Annotated in this window: 15 protein-coding genes; all 15 read right to left on the bottom strand. The window is 68.8% G+C overall.

Annotated elements, in window-relative coordinates; translation table 11 throughout:
- Positions 1-73: 73 nt before the first annotated feature.
- Positions 74-1288 (bottom strand): 2-oxoglutarate dehydrogenase complex dihydrolipoyllysine-residue succinyltransferase, encoded by a 1215-nt coding sequence (gene odhB / locus V5F61_RS06090; RefSeq protein WP_393987936.1) that lies wholly within the window; start codon positions 1286-1288, stop codon positions 74-76.
- Between the two features lie 269 nt (positions 1289-1557).
- Positions 1558-4512, bottom strand: a complete 2955-nt coding sequence (locus V5F61_RS06085) for a 2-oxoglutarate dehydrogenase E1 component (RefSeq protein WP_393987937.1) — start codon at positions 4510-4512, stop codon at positions 1558-1560.
- A 493-nt stretch (positions 4513-5005) separates the two neighbouring features.
- Positions 5006-5890, bottom strand: a complete 885-nt coding sequence (gene sucD, locus V5F61_RS06080) for a succinate--CoA ligase subunit alpha (RefSeq protein ID WP_393987938.1) — start codon at positions 5888-5890, stop codon at positions 5006-5008.
- Positions 5890-7092 carry an ADP-forming succinate--CoA ligase subunit beta gene (gene sucC, locus V5F61_RS06075; protein ID WP_393987939.1) on the bottom strand — a complete coding sequence of 401 codons (1203 nt, stop codon included), beginning with the start codon at positions 7090-7092 and terminating at the stop codon, positions 5890-5892. Before sucC ends, sucD begins: the two co-directional genes overlap by 1 nt.
- A gap of 256 nt (positions 7093-7348) precedes the next feature.
- Positions 7349-8314 (bottom strand): malate dehydrogenase, encoded by a 966-nt coding sequence (mdh, locus tag V5F61_RS06070; RefSeq protein ID WP_393987940.1) that lies wholly within the window; start codon positions 8312-8314, stop codon positions 7349-7351.
- 204 nt (positions 8315-8518) lie between these two features.
- On the bottom strand, positions 8519-9286 hold the full coding sequence (locus V5F61_RS06065) for a DUF1003 domain-containing protein (protein WP_393987941.1): 768 nt from the start codon (positions 9284-9286) through the stop codon (positions 8519-8521).
- 305 nt (positions 9287-9591) lie between these two features.
- A complete protein-coding gene (nifW, locus tag V5F61_RS06060; protein ID WP_393987942.1) occupies positions 9592-9933 on the bottom strand; it encodes a nitrogenase stabilizing/protective protein NifW in 342 nt (113 codons plus the stop codon).
- A gap of 43 nt (positions 9934-9976) precedes the next feature.
- Entirely contained in the window at positions 9977-10747 is a 771-nt protein-coding gene (cysE, locus tag V5F61_RS06055) for a serine O-acetyltransferase (protein ID WP_393987943.1), read from the bottom strand.
- Between the two features lie 2 nt (positions 10748-10749).
- Entirely contained in the window at positions 10750-11988 is a 1239-nt protein-coding gene (gene nifV, locus V5F61_RS06050; protein WP_393987944.1) for a homocitrate synthase, read from the bottom strand.
- 142 nt (positions 11989-12130) lie between these two features.
- Positions 12131-12439: a HesB/IscA family protein gene (locus tag V5F61_RS06045; RefSeq protein ID WP_393987945.1), complete on the bottom strand. Its 309-nt coding sequence runs from the start codon at positions 12437-12439 to the stop codon at positions 12131-12133.
- A gap of 220 nt (positions 12440-12659) precedes the next feature.
- Positions 12660-13496, bottom strand: coding sequence for a ModD protein (gene modD, locus V5F61_RS06040; RefSeq protein ID WP_393987946.1), 837 nt, complete (start codon positions 13494-13496; stop codon positions 12660-12662).
- A 178-nt stretch (positions 13497-13674) separates the two neighbouring features.
- A complete protein-coding gene (locus V5F61_RS06035; RefSeq protein ID WP_393987947.1) occupies positions 13675-14490 on the bottom strand; it encodes an ankyrin repeat domain-containing protein in 816 nt (271 codons plus the stop codon).
- Between the two features lie 10 nt (positions 14491-14500).
- Positions 14501-16123: a SagB/ThcOx family dehydrogenase gene (locus V5F61_RS06030; RefSeq protein WP_393987948.1), complete on the bottom strand. Its 1623-nt coding sequence runs from the start codon at positions 16121-16123 to the stop codon at positions 14501-14503.
- Positions 16120-16557 (bottom strand): ArsC/Spx/MgsR family protein, encoded by a 438-nt coding sequence (locus V5F61_RS06025; RefSeq protein WP_393987949.1) that lies wholly within the window; start codon positions 16555-16557, stop codon positions 16120-16122. Before V5F61_RS06025 ends, V5F61_RS06030 begins: the two co-directional genes overlap by 4 nt.
- Positions 16558-16568: 11 nt before the next feature.
- A complete protein-coding gene (locus tag V5F61_RS06020; RefSeq protein WP_393987950.1) occupies positions 16569-17003 on the bottom strand; it encodes a response regulator in 435 nt (144 codons plus the stop codon).
- Positions 17004-17461 lie beyond the last annotated feature (458 nt).

Raw genomic sequence — 17461 nt, 5'->3', positions numbered from 1 at the left:
GCTCCCGGTCGACGGCACCGGCCGCCGCGGACGCCGGCAAGGGCGCCCGCGGGGCCGCTCAGGCCCGCTCGGATCAGAGGTCCAGCACGAGGCGCGCCGGATCCTCCAGGGTCTCCTTCACGCGCACCAGGAAGGTCACGGCCTCGCGGCCGTCGACGATGCGGTGATCGTAGGACAGGGCCAGGTACATCATCGGCTTGATGACGATCTGCCCCTTCACCACCACCGGACGCTCCTCGATGCGGTGCATGCCCAGGATGCCCGACTGCGGCGCGTTCAGGATCGGGGTGGACATCAGCGAGCCGTAGATGCCGCCGTTGGTGATCGTGAAGGTGCCGCCCTGCATGTCCTCGATGCCGAGCTTGCCGTCACGCGCCTTGCGGCCGTAGCCGGCGATCTGCTTCTCGATGTCGGAGATGGAGAGCAGGTCCGCGTCGCGCACCACCGGAACCACGAGGCCCTTCTCGGTGCCCACCGCGATGCCGATGTTGTAGTAGTTCTTGTAGACGAGGTCGGTGCCGTCGATCTCGGCGTTCACCGCCGGCAGGTCCTTGAGGGCCGCGATCACCGCCTTGGTGAAGAAGCCCATGAAGCCGAGCTTGGTGCCGTGCTTCTTCTCGAACGCGTCCTTGTACTGGGCGCGCAGGGCCATCACGCCGGACATGTCCACGTCGTTGAACGTGGTGAGCATGGCGGCGGTGTTCTGGGCGTCCTTCAGGCGGCGGGCGATGGTCTGCCGCAGCTTGGTCATCTTCACCCGCTCCTCGCGGGCGGCATCGACCGGGGCCGAGGGGGCGCGCGGCGCGGAGACGGGCGCGGCCGGAACGCCGGAGGCGACCGCGGCGAGGATGTCGCCCTTGGTCACGCGGCCGTCCTTGCCGGTGCCGGGAACGGCGGCCGGGTTGACGCCGGTCTCCGCGGCGATGCGGGCGACGGCCGGGCCGTTGGCACCGCCAGCGGCCACCGGAGCAGCGGCGGCGACGGGCGCGGGTGCAGCGGCCGGCGCAGGCGCCGGAGCGGCGGCAGCGGGCGCGGCAGCCGGCGCGCCGGCGCCTTCCGCGATGGAGCCGAGCAGGGCCCCGACGCCGACGGTGTCACCGTCCTTGGCGATGATCTCGGCGAGCACGCCAGCCGCCGGGGCGGGCACCTCGACGGTGACCTTGTCGGTCTCCAGTTCCACGATGGGCTCATCGGCCTTCACGGCCTCGCCGGGCTTCTTGAACCACTTGCCGATGGTCGCTTCCGTCACGGACTCGCCCAGAGTGGGTACGCGGATCTCGGTCGCCATTGTGTCTGCCCCCTCAGGGGCCTCCCTCAACTGTCGGCATGTGCCGGGGCGTCCCGGCACCTCGTGTGTAAGACCTAGGCCGGGCCCGGAGCCCGGCATCGAAAGCTTCGATCAGCAACCGGGCCGATGGCCCGATGACCGATCGCGAAGGCGGGGGCCACTGCCCCTCGGATGCCGCCGCCAGCCGACGCACCGGTCCGCCGCGCGGCGCTCGGGAGCGCGACGCGGCAGGGCTCGGGGCGCGATGACGGGCGCGGCACCGGCCAGCCTCAGCCCAGGGCTTCCTCGAGGAAGGCCTTGAGCTGCGCCATGTGCTTGGACATGAGGCCGGTGGCGGTGGCGGCGGAAGCCGGACGGCCCGCGTAGCGCGGCCGCCTGGAGGCGCCACCAACCTGCTCCAGCACCCATTCCAGGTAGGGCTGCACGAAGAACCAGGACCCCTGGTTCTTCGGCTCTTCCTGGCACCACACCACTTCAGCGTTCTTGAAACGGGACAGCTCCTGCACCAGCGTCTTCAGCGGGAACGGATAGAGCTGCTCCACGCGCAGCAGGTAGACGTCGTTGACGCCCCGCTTCTCGCGCTCCTCAAGCAGGTCGTAATAGACCTTGCCGGCGGAAAGCACGACCCGGCGGATCTTCTCGTCCGGCACCAGCGTGACGCCGGCGACATCCGGATGCGACTGCGCGTCGTCCCACAGCACCCGGTGGAAGGTGCTGCCGGCCACCATGTCCTCCAGGCGCGACACCGCCTTCTTGTGACGCAGCAAGGACTTGGGCGTCATCAGGATGAGCGGCTTGCGGAACTCGCGGTTCAGCTGCCGGCGCAGGATGTGGAAGTAGTTGGCCGGGGTGGTGACGTTCGCCACCTGCATGTTGTCCTCGGCGCAGAGCTGGAGGTAGCGCTCCAGGCGGGCGGAGGAATGCTCCGGCCCCTGGCCCTCATAGCCGTGCGGCAGCAGGCACACGAGGCCGCTCATGCGCAGCCACTTGCGCTCGCCGGAGGAGATGAACTGGTCGAACACCACCTGGGCGCCGTTGGCGAAGTCGCCGAACTGCGCCTCCCACAGCACCAGCGTGTTGGGCTCCGACAGGGTGTAGCCATACTCGAAGCCGAGCACCGCCTCCTCCGAGAGCATCGAGTTGATGACCTCGTACTTGGCCTGGGTGTCGGAGAGGTGATTGAAGGGCTTGTAGCGGGCCTCGGTCTCCTGGTCGAGCAGCACCGAATGGCGCTGGGAGAAGGTGCCGCGCTCCACGTCCTGGCCGGAGAGGCGGATGGGATGCCCCTCTTCCAGCAGCGAGCAGAAGGCCAGCGCCTCGCCGGTCGCCCAGTCGATGCCGACGCCGTCCTCGATCGCCTTGCGGCGGTTGTCGAGGAAGCGCTGGATGGTACGGTGGACCTTGAAGCCCTCCGGAACCTGGGTGATCTTCTCGCCGATGGCCTTGAGCTTGTCCTCGGGCACGCCGGTGACGCCGCGGCGCGGATCATCATTGTCCTGCGCGGCCTTGAGGCCGGCCCAGCGGCCGTCGAGCCAGTCGGCCTTGTTGGGCTTGTAGGCCTGGCCGGCCTCGTACTCGGCCTCCAGGCGCTCGCGCCACGCCGCGCGCATGGTGTCCACCTCGCCGGTGGTGACCACGCCCTCGGCTTCGAGCTTCTTGGTGTAGAGCTCCAGCACGGTGGGGTGCTGGCGGATCACCTTGTACATCTTCGGCTGGGTGAACGCGGGCTCGTCGCCCTCGTTGTGGCCGAAGCGCCGGTAGCAGAACATGTCGATGACCACCGGCTTGTGGAAGCGCTGGCGGAACTCGATGGCCACCTTGGCGCAGAACACCACCGATTCCGGATCGTCGCCATTGCAGTGCAGGATCGGCGCCTCGATCATCTTCGCCACGTCGGACGGATAGGGCGAGGAGCGCGAGTAGCGCGGATTGGTGGTGAAGCCGATCTGGTTGTTGATGATGAAGTGCAGGGAGCCACCGGTGCGGTGGCCCTTCAGGCCTGAGAGGCCCAGGCACTCGGCCACCACGCCCTGGCCGGCGAAGGCCGCGTCGCCGTGGATGAGCAGCGGCAGCACCATGGTGCGCTCGGCATCGCCGAACTGGTCCTGCTTGGCGCGCGCCTTGCCCAGCACCACGGGATCGACGATCTCCAGGTGCGAGGGGTTGGCGGTCAGCGAGAGATGTACCTTGTTGCCGTCGAACTCCCGGTCGGAAGAGGCGCCCAGGTGGTACTTCACGTCGCCCGAGCCTTCCACGTCGTCGGGGGCCCAGGAGCCGCCCTTGAACTCGTGGAACAGCGCGCGGTGGGGCTTGCCCATCACCTGGGTCAGGCTGTTCAGGCGGCCGCGGTGGGCCATGCCGAACACGATTTCCTTGAGGCCCAGGTTGCCGCCGCGCTTGATGATCTGCTCGAGGGCGGGGATCAGGCTCTCGCCGCCGTCGAGGCCGAAGCGCTTGGTGCCGGTGTACTTGACGTCGAGGAACTTCTCGAAGCCCTCAGCCTCCACCAGCTTGTTGAGGATGGCGCGCTTGCCCTCGCGGGTGAAGGTGACCTCCTTGTCCGGCCCCTCGATGCGCTCCTGGATCCAGGCCTTCTCCTCCGGAGAGGAGATGTGCATGAATTCCACGCCGATGTCCGAGCAGTAGGTGCGGCGCAGGATGGCGAGCATCTCGCGCACGGTCGCGAACTCAAGGCCGAGGACGTGGTCGATGAAGATCTTGCGGTCGAGGTCGGCCTCATAGAAGCCGTAGGAGACCGGATCCAGCTCCAGCGCCTCGCGCGGCGGGGTGAGGCCGAGCGGGTCGAGATTGGCGTGCAGGTGTCCGCGCATGCGGTAGGCGCGGATCATCATCAGCGCCTTCACGCTGTCGCGCGTGGCCTGCTGCACATCCTGCGCGCTGAGCTCCACGCCCGCCTTCTGCGCCTTGGCCTTCACCTTGTCGCCGACGTGCTTCTCCACCTCGGCCCACTGGCCGTCCATGGCCGAAACCAGCTCGCCATTGGCGTGCAGCGGCCAGTTGGGGCGCTTCCACGAGGCGCCGCGCGCATTGGCGAGCACCTGGGCGGGATCATCCTTGAGCCCGGCGAAGAAGCTCTGCCACTCGGCGTCGACCGAGCTCGGGTCCTGCTCGTAGCGGGCGTAGAGATCCTCGATCCAGGCGGCATTGGCGCCGTCGAGGAAGGAGGTGTTCAGGAAAATATCGTTCTGTTCCGCGCGCGACATGGGTGTCTTCCCGGATGGCCTCGGGCCTCGCCGTCCTGTGCGCGTTCCGCACGGGAAACAAGGCCCGGACCTGAAAAATCTGCCACAACACGACGTTCCGGCCGAAACCGGATCGCCTTTTCCACTCCTGCCCGGCTCGTGGCAGCCACGGCAAGGGGTGCTCGTCCGCTCTACATAGTCCCGCCAGGCCCAAGGCAAAAGCCGACCTGACGCGCGTCATCCGCATGATCTTCAGCAGCCGCTCCGCCCCTCGCCGGAAAACACGGCGAAATTCAGAGCCGGCGCTTCCTCCCGTGCCCCTTCTTTGTCATCGGCGCCTTTGCGTACCCGCGGCCACCCCCATGGGCGTTGACCTCCCGCCGGCACGACGCGCCCCCGGGCTGCCGCAGCAGGCCGGGAAGGCCCGGAGGCAGCCGTTGCCGCCTCCGGGAAAGTGTTGACCCCGGCGGCACGGCGGCCTCCGGGAGTGGTGCCCGGCGCGGGGCACCGGGCCTCAGCCCTTCAGCACATCCACCAGGGTCTTGCCGAGACGGGCCGGAGAGGGGGACACCTTGATGCCCGCCGCTTCCATGGCCGCGATCTTGTCCTCGGCGCCGCCCTTGCCGCCGGAGATGATGGCGCCCGCGTGGCCCATGCGACGGCCGGGAGGGGCCGTGCGGCCGGCGATGAAGCCCACCATCGGCTTCTTGCGACCCTTCTTCGCCTCGTCGGCGATGAACTGGGCAGCCTCTTCCTCGGCCGAGCCGCCGATTTCGCCGATCATGATGATCGACGTGGTCTTGGGATCGGCCAGGAACATCTCCAGCACGTCGATGAACTCCGTGCCCTTCACCGGGTCGCCGCCGATGCCCACCGCCGAGGTCTGGCCGAGGCCTTCCTGGGTGGTCTGGAACACGGCTTCATAGGTCAGCGTGCCGGAGCGCGAGACCACGCCCACCGAGCCCTTCTTGAAGATGTTGGCCGGCATGATGCCGATCTTCGATTCGCCGGCGGTGACGATGCCCGGGCAGTTGGGGCCGATGAGGCGGCTCTTGGAGCCCGAAAGCGCGCGCTTCACCTTCACCATGTCCAGCACCGGGATGCCCTCGGTGATGCAGACGATGAGGGGGATCTCGGCGTCGATGGCCTCCAGGATGGCGTCAGCGGCGCCGGGCGGGGGCACGTAGATGACCGAGGCGTCGGCGCCGGTCTTCTCCCTGGCCTCGATCACGGTGTCGAACACCGGCAGGCCGAGGTGGGTGGAGCCGCCCTTGCCCGGCGAGGTGCCGCCGACCATCTTGGTCCCGTACATGATGGCCTGTTCCGCGTGGAACGTGCCATTCTTGCCGGTGAAGCCCTGGGTGATGACCTTGGTGTTGGCGTCGATCAGCACGGACATCACGCGGCATCCTTCTTCACAGCGGCCACGATCTTCTGCGCGGCGTCGTCCAGGTCGTCGGCAGGGATCACGTTGAGGCCGCTTTCGCGGATGATCTTCTTGCCCTCTTCCACATTGGTGCCTTCGAGGCGCACCACCAGCGGAACCTTGAGGCCCACCGCCTTCACCGCCGCCAGCACGCCGTTGGCGATGACGTCGCACTTCATGATGCCGCCGAAGATGTTCACCAGGATGCCCTTCACGTTGGGATCCGCGGTGATGATCTTGAACGCCGCCGTCACCTTCTCTTCGTTGGCGCCGCCGCCCACGTCGAGGAAGTTGGCCGGGCTTTCGCCGTAGAGCTGGATGATGTCGAGGGTCGCCATGGCGAGGCCGGCGCCGTTGACCATGCAGCCGATGGTGCCGTCGAGGGCGATGTAGGCGAGGTCGTACTTGGACGCCTCGATTTCCTTTTCGTCCTCTTCCGTCAGGTCGCGCAGCTCGGCGAGCTCGGGATGACGGAACAGGGCGTTGGAATCGAACGAGACCTTGGCGTCGAGCACGCGCAGCTGGCCGTCCTTGGTGACGATCAGCGGGTTGATCTCGAGCATGGCCATGTCGGTCTCGGTGAACGCGGTGTAGAGCGCGCTCACGAGCTTGCCGGCCTGCTTGGAAAGGTCGCCGGAAAGGCCCAGGGCCTCGGCCACCTTGCGGCCGTGGAAGGCCTGCACGCCGGTCGCCGGGTCCACGGAGAAGGTCACGATCTTCTCGGGGGAATTGTGGGCCACGTCCTCGATGTCCATGCCGCCCTCGGTGGAGACCACGAAGGCGACGCGGGAGGTCGCGCGGTCCACCAGGATCGACAGGTAGAATTCCTTCTCGATGTCGGATCCGTCCTCGATATAGAGGCGGTTCACCTGCTTGCCGGCCGGGCCGGTCTGCACGGTGACGAGCGTGTTGCCCAGCATCTCGCCGGCAAACTGCTTCACCTCATCGATGGACTTGGCAAGGCGCACGCCGCCCTTTTCGCCGGCAGCGGCTTCCTTGAACTTGCCCTTGCCACGGCCACCGGCGTGGATCTGGGACTTCACGACCCACAGCGGGCCGCCGAGCTCCTTGGCCGCAGCCTCGGCGTCTTCCACCTTGAGCACGGGCACACCGCGCGAAACGGGCGCGCCGAACGTCTTCAGCAGCGCCTTGGCTTGGTACTCGTGAATATTCATCTCTTCGTCCCCTAAAGGGTTGCGAAGTGCCCCTTCCCCCCTGAACCGGCCCCGGCCGTCCTCGTCGCGAGGACGCGCCGCCGCCGCCTCCATTGCAGTGCTGGTGCAGTGCTGGGGCCCGGCGCCCCGCCCCGGCCGAACGGCCCGGGCGGAAACCCCGCACCCCGAGGAGGGGAACATTCGTCTCCTTCACCTCGCCGGCGTGAAGACCGGCACGATGACGGCACTCCCGTAGGAGGACCGCCGTTGACCGAGATCACTTCCCGAGATCGGGTGCGATCTTCAGACAGGCCTCCACCAGTCCCTCGACCGATGCGACCGATTTTTCGAACATGGCGCGCTCCTGGTGGTCGAGCTCGACCTCCACGATACGCTCCACTCCGCGCGCGCCGATGACGACCGGCACGCCGACATAGATATCCTTGAGCCCATAGGCGCCGTCGAGGCGCGCAGCGGCCGGCAGCAGGCGCTTCTTGTCCTTCAGGTAGCTCTCAGCCATGGCGATGGCGGAGGCCGCCGGCGCATAGAAGGCCGAGCCGGTCTTCAGGAGGTTGACGATTTCCGCCCCGCCGTTGCGGGTGCGCTCAACGATGGCCGCGATGCGCTCGGCACTGGTCCAGCCCATGCGGATGAGGTCCGGCACCGGGATGCCGCCCACCGTGGAATAGCGCACCAGCGGCACCATGGTGTCGCCGTGGCCACCCAGCACGAAGGCCGTGACATCCTCCACCGACACACCAAATTCATCGGCCAGGAAGTATCTGAGGCGCGCGGAATCGAGCACGCCGGCCATGCCCACCACCTTGGCCGCCGGCAGGCCACTGGTGCGCTGCAGCGCCCACACCATGGCATCCAGCGGATTGGTGATGCAGATCACAAAGGCTTCCGGCGCGTACTTACGTATACCCGCGCCCACCTGCTCCATCACCTTGAGGTTGATGGCCAGCAGGTCATCGCGACTCATGCCGGGCTTGCGCGGCACGCCGGCGGTGACGATCACCACGTCGGCACCGGCAATTGCATCATAGGTGTTGGCGCCGGAGAAGGCCGCATCGAAGCCCGCGACCGGGGCGAGTTCCGCCAGGTCCAGGGCCTTGCCCTGGGGCACGCCTTCCATCAGGTCGAACAGGACCACGTCGCCCAAATCCTTCAGCCCGGCCAGAAGGGCGAGCGTTCCGCCGATCTGGCCGGCCCCGATGAGGGCGATCTTGTTGCGGGCCATGCCTGTTCCCCGGAAATGAGCCTGCCACGTCGAGCAGGAGCCGAGCGGCGCTTGACTACTCCCATTACACAAGGGGTTCAAGCCGCCGGCCTTGCACAAATAGTGGGATATGACACGCATTGACCGCTTCTTGTGCGATGCAGCGCGCCTCACCGGGCCCCGCTCCGCTCAACCCAGGCAGGCAGGCACCCGGCGCAACACCAACTATTTGCGCCGGTCGCTCATGGCCTCCAGCAAATCGAGCTGGATTTCCTGAATCTGCGCCAGGCGCTCCCATTGCTGGCCCAGCAGGTGGTCCAGCTTTTCGTGCAGGTGGCGGATCTCCAGCTCAGCCTTCAGATTCACCTTGAAGTCGTTTTCCGCCCGCATGCGGTCGCGCACCTCCACCCGCTTCTGGCTCATCATGATGACCGGGGCCTGCACCGCGGCCAGGCAGGAGAGCACCAGATTGAGCAGGATGAAAGGATAGGGATCGAACTGCGCGCGCCCCACCGCGACCAGATTGAAGGTGATCCACGCCACCAGCACGCCGGCGAAAAAGCCGATGAAGCCCCAGCTGCCGCCGAAGGTGGCCAGGGCATCGGCCATGCGGTCGCCGAAGCTGCGCTCCCGCTCGAAGCTCTTCTCCACGTCTTCCGCCAGGGTCTCGTTGGCGGCGAGGCTCTCCACCACCTCCATCTCGAGCTGGCCCAGCTCGCCGCGCTCGCGCTCCAGCAGGCGGGCGACGAAGGCGGCGCGCAAGCGCCCCAGGTCCGCTGCGCAGACGCCGCCGTCATCGCCAAGCTCCGGATGGCTCTCGCGGGCGAAGGCGGCGAGAGCGGGCCTCAGTTCCCCCAGCGACACCACCTGCTCGCGGGGAAAGGTGCGGGCACAGACCCCGCAGGTGGCCGCGGGGCCGGCGGAATGCCCGGCGGCTGCGTTCCGGCGCTCCCGCGCGCTGCGGGGCGGGGTGTTCTCCGGCCGACGGCCCATGGGCTGCTCCTAGCTTCTCGCAGCCGGAGCACCGGCCACGCCGGAACGGATGTGAGCCTTCCCGCGCAGTGCGATCAAGGGGCTTGCCAACCGGCGAAAACAAACCGCCGCGCACGGCCCCTGCAGGCCGCCGCGGCGGAAGGAAAATGCCGGATCGAAAGGTGTCACCCTCCCCCCGCCGCGCCGAGCAATCCGCGCGATCAAAAAAGGGGAAACTTCACAATGCCTGTTCAAACACCACGCATGCGGAGGGAGGGTAACCGGCCGTGGCGCGAAGGCACCGCGGCGGGCGCGTCGGCCTCCTGCTAGCTGCCGGTGGTCAGCGTGGTGAGGGGCACGAACGCGGGCTTGGGACCGGTGGCGGCGGGGCGGCTCGGATCATGCTCCTTGAGCACCTTGAACACGCGCTCCGCCATGGGATTGGACTTGATGAAGTCCTGGTAAGCCTGCGCCAGCATCGCCTGCGCCGCCGAGAAGATCTCCTCGTCGCTCTTGCCTTCAAACTCGGCGGAGACAAGGTACTGCCCCATGCGCCGCAGGATATGCAGACGCAACACCTGCAACACCTCCGGCTGGTAGTCCACCTTGAGGGTCGTGAAGAACTCCTCGGCGCTGGACAGCGACTTCAGCGTATCGAGAACCGACATGCGAACCTCCATTCTTCATTTCCGCCGCGAAAAACCGGCCGTCTCAGGCCGCCTCATCAGCGGCGGTACGGCTGCGCTGGATCTCGCCCTGAAGATGGGCGAGCCGCGCCTCCAGGAACTCGATGCGGTCCAGCAGCGAGATGATGGCTTCGCCCACCGGATCGGGCATCAGATGGTGCTCAAGGTCGATCCGCCCGTCGCCGACCCGGCGGCGATCAGACACCGGCTTCACCACCCGGCCGGGAATGCCCACCACGGTCATGGCCGGCGGCACGTCCTCGATCACCACCGAATTGGCGCCGATGCGGCAGCCGGCGCCCACCGTGATAGGGCCGAGGATCTTGGCGCCGGCACCCACCAGAACGCCATCGCGCAGGGTGGGGTGGCGCTTGCCGGCGGTCCACGAGGTGCCGCCCAGGGTCACGCCGTGGTAGAGCGTGACGTCGTCGCCCACCTCCGCCGTCTCGCCGATCACCACGCCCGCGCCGTGATCGATGAAGAAGCGGTGGCCGATGGTGGCGCCGGGATGAATGTCCACATTGGTGAGGAAGCGGCCGAGCCACGACAGGAAGCGGGCCGGGAACTTCACCCCGCGCAGCCACAGCCGGCTGGCGAGCCGGTGCCAGATGACGGCATGGATGCCGGGATAGGTGAGCACCACCTCCAGCGTATTGCGCGCCGCCGGATCGCGCGACTTCACGCAGTCGATATCCTCGCGGATCAGGGCCCAGACGGACTGCCTGGCCACCGGGGCGGCGCCCTCGGCCGGCGGCGCGGCTTCGGCGGCGGCTTCCCTCACACGTCCCATGATCATGCTCAGGCTCCCATCACGGCAAGGTGGCGGCGGCGCAGCGCTTCCTCGGTGAAGCTCTCCTCGTGGAAACGGCGCAGCACCTCCGGCGGCACGTTCTCCTTGGTGCGGGTCGCATATTCCCGTACCCGCTCCAGGATGGCGCGCCCGCGCGCCTCGTCCACATCGAGCCCCTGCTCGGCGAGGCCGTGGATGACGGCCGAAAGCCCCGAATGCTTGCCCAGCACCAGGGTATGGCGCCGGCCCAGCAGATCCGGATTGAGCGCCTCATAGGTGGCGCGGTCCTTCAGCAGGCCGGAGACGTGGATGCCGGATTCGTGGGTGAAGACATCATCCCCCACGATGGCCTTGGTGCGCGGCATGGGCCGGCCCGCCGCCATCATCACGCGCTGGGCCAGGGGCCTGAGGGCGCGCGGGTCGATGCCCGTCACCTCCCGCGCGGTCTGCCGGAGGGCGATGGCCACCTGCTCCAGCGGCGCGTTGCCGGCGCGCTCGCCGAGGCCCGTCACCGTCACCGAGACGTGGCGCGCCCCGCCGGACACCGCCGCGAGGGTGTTGGCGGTGGCAAGGCCCAGGTCGTCATGGGCGTGGAACTCGATTTCCAGGTCGGTGGCGCTCGCCACCCGCCGCACCAGGGCATAGGACGAGAAGGGATCGAGCACGCCCAGCGTGTCGGCCAGCCGCAGGCGGAAGGCGCCCACGTCGCGCGCCGCCTCCGCCACCTGGCACAGGAATTCGGGGTCGGCGCGGGAGGCATCCTCGCAGCCCACCGCCACGGTGAAGCCGATCTTGCGCGCGAGGCCCACCACATGGCGCAGCGCCTCCAGCGCCCAGGCGCGGTCGCGGCCAAGCTTGCCCTGGAGCTGGCGATCGGAGGTGGGAATGGAGAGGTTCACCGCCGTAACCCCGGCGGCGACCGCGGCGAACAGGTCCTGCTCGCTCATCCGGCACCAGGCCACCACCCGCATGGGAAGCTTGAGCGAGGCGATGGACCGCAGGGTCTCGATCTCCTCGTCGCCCATGGCGGGGGTGCCGGCCTCGATCTCCGGCACACCGGCGGCGGCGAGCGCCTCGGCGATCTCGATCTTCTCCCGCCGGGTGAAGGCAACGCCCGGCGCCTGCTCGCCATCGCGCAGAGTCGTGTCATTCAGGAAGATGGTGCGGGACGGCTTCCCCCGCGACCCGGCCGACGAACCTTCCGGCGCCGTGCGGCCCGATACGGCCGATGGTGACTTCGCGAGCATGGGTCCCTTCCAATCTACCAGGCGAGTGGCGTTGAAAAGCACCGGCGACGGTGCGTCGGTACGGACAGCGTCAGACAGAAATGCGGAAGCCGCCGTGCGGCATCCCAAACAGACATGGCGCGGCAGGAGCGCATCGCCGCGCTCATGCCAGGCGGCCGCGCCGGGACGCGTCCGCCGCCACCACGAACGCCCCGCGAACCTCGCCGCGCGGCGTCACGAAATCGATGTGCAATCCCTCGGCGAACGGCCGGGAGCGATGGTCGAGGAAGAGCTTCAGGCCGCCCTGCTCGATCACCATGTCGTCGGCGCGCGCCACGTCGAGGTGCATCATCACCTCCAGCGTGTCGCGGGTGCCGGCACCAGCCACCAGGCGCAGCCCCTCGGCGGCGCGGGCGGCGCGCGACATGGCGGTCCTCACCGCCTCCACCGCGCTGGTCGAAAGAGAGATCATCCTTCGGGTCCGCCTGCCTGGGCGCCGGTACGGCGCGGTTGGGATCGGCGCCGCAGGGTGCGGCAACCCATCATTCAGGACAGGAAATGCAAGGGGCGGACCAGTTTCGTAATAGACTGATTTAAAAAGAAAAATTACACCTTCACTTGTCGCAAACGTGACAGCGCGGCCAAGCCGTGCGCTGTTCGGCGGGTTCGCGACAGAGGCGTTTCCCCCCACCCTAGGCGGGGGAGATGACCACCTTCACGTCCGCCGGCTTCGCCCAATAGGGAGCCGAGGTCACGAGAATCCGCGCACCGGCGGCGGCATAGGCGGCCGCGTTCTGCAGGTTGACGCCCCCCGCCGCCGCCACCAGCGCCCGCGCGCCCGCCGCCGCCACGTGGTCCACCACCGCGCGAATGTCCTGCGGCGTCATCTTCTCGCACTGGAACACGTCCGGCTCCGCCGGCAGCAGAGCGGCGACCTCATCCAGGCTCTTCACCTCCACCACCACCTTCTTCTCCGGCATGGCGCGACGCAGCGCCGCGACGCGGGCCACGGCGTCGTCGAGGAAGGCACAATGCTCGGGAAACACCAGGAGGGTTTCCGACAGGCCGAGCCGGTGCGGAAAGGCGCCGCCGGCGCGGATGGCGGCAATCATCTGTGCCTTGGCGCCCGGAAGGGTCTTGCGCGTGGTCACCACCGCCACCTCCGGCGACACCGCCCGCGCGGCGGCGATGATGTCGGCGGTGAGGGTGGAAATGCCGGAGAGATATTCCACCAGTGTCTGGGCCACCTTCCAGGCGGTGAAGACGCCGCCCGCCTCGCCCTGTGCCGAGAGGATGGCCCCGCCGGCCGGCACCCGCGCGCCCGAGGCGACGAGGCACTCGGCCTCCACCCCCACCCGGCGGAACAGCGCCTGCGCCACCTCCACCCCGCACACGGTCGCCTCCGCACGCATCTGCATGTGGAGGCGGGCGTGGCGGCCGGCGATGCCGATGGCCTCCGTGGTGAGATCGCCATGGGGCGCGTCCTCGGCCAGAAGGCCGTCGAGCATGGCCTCGGTCCACCACCGCATCTTCGCTCACTCCAGGAGAGGCATGGGCGCAGGGGCCCGGCCGGCGCGCTGCGCGCGCTCTATTCTTGTGAATATAGCAGAGGGACTATGACGGCTGTCGCGTCCCGCGTCGACAGGACAAAGGCGCGCTGCCGCGCCAGCCGCGCGGCGCACGGGTGGCCCGCCCGCCGGAGCAGCCTCACGCCGGAGCGCGGGCCGCCTTCGCCGCCTTGGTGGGCCCGCGTAGCAGTGTCAGGCAATCCGCCGTGGCGGCGAGATCGAGGGCGGAGAAGCCGTCGAGGGTCTCCGGCAGCGGGTCCGCACCCAGTTCCAGGAGCCGCGCCACCACGTCCGCCTTGCCTGCGGAAGAAGCATACATGAGGGCGGTGGCGCCGTTGTCGTTGCGGTTGTCGATGTCGATGCCCGCCGCCGCCAGCGCGGAGATGATGTCGAGATGGCTGCCCACGCAGGCGAGCCACAGGGCGGTGTTGCCGTCCGCATTGCGCTGGTCGAGCGCCGCGCCGAGGGCGACCAGCCGGCCGACGATGTCGCCGAGCCCCTCCCGCGCCGCCTTCATCAGCGGCGTCATGCCGTTCTCCACCGTGGCGTTGACCCCGCCTGGAGGAAAGCCGAGCCCGGCGAGCCAGCCGGCCAGCGTGGCATCGGGCATGCCCGCCGGAGCGTCGGCGGTGGAGGCGTGGGCATGGACCCAGCTCTGCCAGGCCTCGTAGCCCCCGTCGAGGCTGTAGACCTCCTTGAAGCCGAAATCCGACAGCGTCTGCGCGAACTCGCGGCTGGCATGGCCGTGGTAGCAATAGATCAGCACCGGCGCCGCCTTCGGGGTGCCCATGATGAACTCGGACAGGCCGGAGAAGGTGATGTTGCGGGCGCCGTCCACATGCGCGGCGCCGTAGGCCCCGGCATCGCGCACGTCGAGCGTCACCGTGCGGGGGTCCTTCAGCAGCGCATCGGCTTCCTTGACGCCGATGCAGCGGAAGGGAAAGCGTTCGGCCATTCGAGCCTCCTCAAGCGGTTCTGCCCGGATAGGCCGGGGACGAGACGATGCGGGCGTCGCCCATGGGCCGCCCCACCGTGAAATGGTACATGGACTGGAACCGCCGCCCCTCCAGCCCCAGCAGGCGGTGGAAATCGTCGTCGAAATAGCAGCCGATGCCGGTGCCGCGCAGGCCCGCGGCCTCCGCCTCCAGGTAGAGCGCCTGCCCCAGCATCCCCGCTTCCCAGAACAGCTGACGGTAGCGCCACGCCCCCTCGGCCAGCGCTTCCTCGAAGGCCGCGAGCATGCCGAGGGAGAAGCAGCTGTCGCCGGCGATGGCCTGGTGGCAGCTCAGGGTGCGGATGACGCCGCGCGCGTCGGTGCGGGCAAGGCGGCGCAGCGGCAGGTGTTCCGGGCAGCCCTCCGGCTTCGCCCATTCGAAATCGTCGCGCAGCAGGGCGCGCAGCCGCTCGCCCGCCTCCGGCATGCGCGGTAAGGCGTAAAGACCGCTGTCCAGCCCCTCCACCTTGTGCACGAACAGCACCGGATGCAGCGCGGGCGCGAAGTCCCACACGTCGAACGGCGGCGCCCGGCGGGGCAGCAGCGCGTCCAGCAGGGAGAAAAAGGTCTCGCGCGGCATGTGATATTTCGCCTCGAACCGCTGCGCGCTGCGCCGGCCCAGGATCACCTCCGCCGCGCGCGCGGCCGCCGGCTCGGAGCGCGTCGGAAGCTCGGGCGCATCGGCCGGCGCCGGCCGGGGCGCCAGGACGGGGAGCGGGGTGGCGCGCGCCACCTCGTCGATCACCGGCCAGCGATACATGGGGTGACGGTCGAGCACATTGGCCCGCCCCGCCCAGCGCGCGGCATCGAAATCGGGAAGCGCCGCGCCGACGGCGCTGGCGCCCGGCCCGGCATCGATGGCGATCAGCAGGTCGGGCTCCTCGCGCTCGGCGCCCGCGAAATCCCCGTCGCGGTCGAGGCCGAGGAGGGCGGCGAGGGCGGCTGCGTCCAGGCCATGGACGAGCCGCGCACCCCAGCCCTGCGCCGCCGCGGCATAGCGCGAGGCGGCAATCGCGTGGCCGGTGTCGAGCTGGCAGTAGCGGAAGGCGCGCTCGCCGTATTTCCACGCCTCGCGCCAATGAATGGAGCTCAGGCCGATCCACAGCCGCGCCCCCTCGCCCCCCGCCGGCGCGGCCGCCGGGCAGCGCAGCTCCAGGGCGTGGTCGCGGCTCACGTAATGATGGAGGCCATCGGGCAGGCCCGGCACCCCGCGCGCGATCACATAGGCCTCGGTGGGGTGCAAATTGCCGCTGGAGGGATTGGCGCGCACCGCCCAGCGGTCCGGCCCGAACTCCTTCCAGGCGGTGAGGCCCATGGAGAGTTCCAGCAGCGCCGAGACGGAGGCGAGGGCCAGCGGTGCGGGCGGCACCGCGCCGGCATGGAAGAGATCCGCGAATGGCACGCCGAGCCCGTCCGCCCCCAGGGGCAGCGCCGTGCGCGCCGCGCCCTCGAAGGTGCGGAAGGGATTAGGCTGGGCGTCCCAGTCCAGGGTTTCGGGGCCCGCGGCGTAGCGCTTCAGGCCGTGCTTGGTGCGCTCGTGATAGGCGATCGCCACATCCACCGGGGTCGCGGCCGGGGCCGCCGCGACGTTCACGGCTGCGGGGACGGCGCCGGCGCCGTCGGGTCGGGGCAGGAGGCGCCGTCGGCGGGGCGAGAGCAGCCCTCCACCGGCGTCACTCCGGCGCCGATGAGAGAGAGCACCGGCTCGCGGTCGAAGCCGGCGCAGCGCGCGCCATCCGTCTCCACCAGCGGACGGCGGATCAGGATCGGCTGCTCCACCATCAGCGCCAGGGCCGCCTCGGCGTCCATGCCGGCGGGATCGACAGCGCCGGACTTCACCGCCGGCGCGGCCGGATTGAACCAGCTCGCCACCGGCGTGTCGCCGAAGAAGGACTTCAGCCGCGCAGCGGTCCAGGGCTCGGCCAGCAGGCTCTTCACCTCCAGCGCGTGGCCGGCATTGGCCAGCATCAGCTTCTGCCGCGCATTGGTGCCGCAGCCGGGCTTCTCGTAGAAAACGACGTTCGCCACGGGTCGCCGCCTTATTTCAGGATGGAGAGCTGGACCAGCGGCACCGCGCCGCCGCGGCCGAGCACGGTGTCCACCTTCTTGCGCACGCCCTCCAGGGTCAGCGGCTTCACCACCGCCCCGGCCGCGCCCGCCTTCATAGCGCCCACCGCCACCGCCTCGTCCGCTTTGTCGCAGACGATGAGGACGCGGGCCTCCGGAAACTTCCCCTTCATCTCGGCGATGATGTCGTTGCCCCGGCTCTTGATGTAGGAGACGCCCAGCAGCACCACATGCGGCACCAGCCAGCCGACGCCCTTCTCGTAGGCCTCCTCCGGCGTGGCCAGCTCGTGGGTCTCGATCTCATCATGCAGCATGAACTGCAGGGCGGCGCGGGTGATCTCGTCCTCGTCCACGACGAAGACGCGCCGCTGATCCACAGCCTTGGAAGTTTCAACGCCGATCTGCATGTCGCTCCTCGCTCAAATCCTCGATGCCACGGCAGCGCCCGGCCGCAGGACGGGCCTCTTCTTCGCTTCAAGCAATATTCATTCCGCGTACGAAGGAGCCGGCGCCGCGCCGCAGTCCTCCGGCAAAGCCGGGCCGCAAATGCCGGGAGAGCGACGCGGCGTGTTGTTTTGATTGCGACAGAAGCCCCTGTCGTGTCGGGTTCGACACAGCCTTACGGCACCGCCGGTTAGGCGGCTGATTTGATGTATATCAAGGCTTTTCGCCGTCTCGCGCAAATTGGCACGCTGGTTGCTGATCCCATTGCGCAACGGCGAGTGAGGGCTGAGTGCACGCCTAGGCGACCTGCCAGCGATGCGCTCCTTCCCGTAACCCGCGGGGCGTTTCCGACGAAATTTCCGATGACGAGAGAAACGGCCTCGCGCCACGCGCGCGCTGGTCTTCTGAAAAATAGGTTCGA

The sequence above is a fragment of the Xanthobacter sediminis genome, assembly GCF_043195015.1.
Lineage (GTDB): Bacteria > Pseudomonadota > Alphaproteobacteria > Rhizobiales > Xanthobacteraceae > Xanthobacter.
This window is presented reverse-complemented; position numbering and strand designations above follow the sequence as displayed.